Raw genomic sequence first — 1,898 nt, 5'->3', positions numbered from 1 at the left:
CGGGGAAACCGCGGCCCTAAGTCGCGAAAGTATCGTTGGCCTCGGCGGGCACTCAGCGGGCCCGCGGCGGCCGCTACACGGATGGCGGCAGCGCTAGCGCACGGGCAGGCGGCCGGACAGCGCGCGGGATAGCGTGAGCTCGTCGACGAATTCCAAATCGCCGCCCAGCGGCATTCCGGAGGCCAGCCGCGAAATTTTCAAATCCGGGAAATCCCGCAGCAGGCGCACCAGGTAGGACGCGGTCGCCTCGCCCTCGGTATTCGGATCCATCGCGAGAATCACCTCGGTAATCTCCGGGGCGTCGTCGTAAAGCGGGTGTTCCGGGGTGGAATCCGCCAGCTCGCGATCCTGCAAGACACCGCCGATGCGCTGCAACAACTGGCTGATAGCGGGTCCAGCGCACCACCGAGCACGTGATAGCGGCCGGTGTATTCGCCGGTGCGTTCGATGGACTGGATGTCTTTGGGTTCTTCGACTACGCAGATCATCGAGCGATCACGCCCGGAATCATGGCAGATGCGGCACACGCTGTCGCGGGAGATATTGCAGCAGATGCGGCAAAACGTAACCCCGTCGCGGACACCAGCAAGCGCCTGCTGGAGGCGGTCAATGTCTTCCGGTTCTGTGTGCAGAACATGGAAGGCGATCCGCTGGGCACTTTTCGGCCCAATCCCAGGCAGGCGCGAGAATTCGTCGATGAGGTCTTGTAAAGGACCTTCGAACACTTACATTCCACCCATGAGGTTGTTGATGTCGCCATCGCCCATGCCCTGCGACAATGGGCCCATCTTTTCCTTGGCCAGCTCGCCAGCCTGGCGGTGGCCGTCCTGGAATGCACCGAGGATCAGGTCCTGCAGCGTGTCGACGTCGTCGGCATCGACAACCTGCGGATCAATCTTGATGTCGGTAACTTCCGCTCCGCCGGTCATGGTGACCTCAACCAGGCCGTTGGCTGCTTTACCGGTAACGGAGGTGGCCAGGATCTCCTCCTGCGCCTTCTGCAGGTTGGCCTGCATTTCGGCGGCCTGGGCAATGAGCTGTTGCATGTCTTGTGGCTGCGTCATTATTGCTACTCCTTGTTTGGTGTAGTGGTGCATTCTTACGCATAGCTATGGGGATTAGCCCGATAGCTAGGCGTCTGCGCGGGTGGCCGCGCACGTCGGCCCCAGTTTACAACGGACTGGGACAGACTACAGCGGGCGAGCGCCCAGCTCGGTTTCCAGCAGTGTTGGCGTTGGTGTCCGTATTGGTGCTTGTGCTGGCGCCTGTGTCGTCCCCGCCGGTTTGCGCATTGCTGTTTTGTGCATTGCCGTTTTCGGCGTTGTTTCTTTCGGCATTACTGGTTTCGGCGCTGCCCGGCGCGCCGTGTGCGTTCTGCGTATTCTGTGTGTTCTGTGCGTTCTGTATGTAGCTTGCCGACGATTGTGCTGGCTGCGCTTGCGGCGGCTCGTCCGGTGCAGACTCTTCTGCAGCCGGTTCAGGTGGCAGCGGGACACCGTCGCCAAAGGTATCGCCGCTGGTTTGTGCTGCGCGCTCACGAGCCCGGTTTTTTGCTTGGTTAGCTACCTCGCGCCAGTCCTGGTTCTTTGCGCTGGCGGATGGTTTCTCATGTGGCTCCGGTTGCTGCCGGTGGGATTGCCCAGAACCCTCATTGCTCTCGCGCACCGCAGTGTCCGTTGATTCCGCCCCGGCGTTAACATCGCGGCTGGTTTCTGGCCAGACACTGTCACTGCTTGTGCGTTGAGCTTCCTGCCGCGGGCGCGTTTCTGCCTGCGATTGATCCTGCTGCGGCGGCTGGTTATTCTGCTGTGGCTGCGAATTCTGGCGCGACTGGTCATTCTGCTGCGCAGGTTTCTGCGGTTGCGGCGTCGTGCGCGGTTGCGCCGTAAGTTCAGGTG

Annotated in this window: 2 protein-coding genes and 1 pseudogene; all 3 read right to left on the bottom strand. The window is 61.5% G+C overall.

Annotated features, from left to right (window positions below; translation table 11 throughout):
• Positions 1–93: 93 nt before the first annotated feature.
• Positions 94–725: pseudogene (recR, locus tag BKN05_RS12570) on the bottom strand (recombination mediator RecR).
• Positions 726–1,064 (bottom strand): YbaB/EbfC family nucleoid-associated protein, encoded by a 339-nt coding sequence (locus BKN05_RS12565; protein WP_018121069.1) that lies wholly within the window; start codon positions 1,062–1,064, stop codon positions 726–728.
• A gap of 106 nt (positions 1,065–1,170) precedes the next feature.
• Positions 1,171–1,898: hypothetical protein (locus tag BKN05_RS12560; protein WP_286688794.1), on the bottom strand; the 728-nt coding region annotated here is incomplete at its 5' end.

Origin of the sequence: Corynebacterium sp. S5S1 (assembly GCF_001913985.1) — a bacterium.
GTDB classification, from domain to species: Bacteria; Actinomycetota; Actinomycetes; order Mycobacteriales; family Mycobacteriaceae; genus Corynebacterium; species Corynebacterium marquesiae.
Note: the sequence above shows the minus strand (reverse complement) of the source record. Positions and strands in the feature narration are given on the sequence as shown.

Excerpts from the sequence above, each read along its gene's own strand:
- BKN05_RS12565 (WP_018121069.1), bottom strand. The coding sequence starts at position 1,064 with ATGACGCAGCCACAAGACATGCAACAGCTCATTGCCCAGGCCGCCGAA.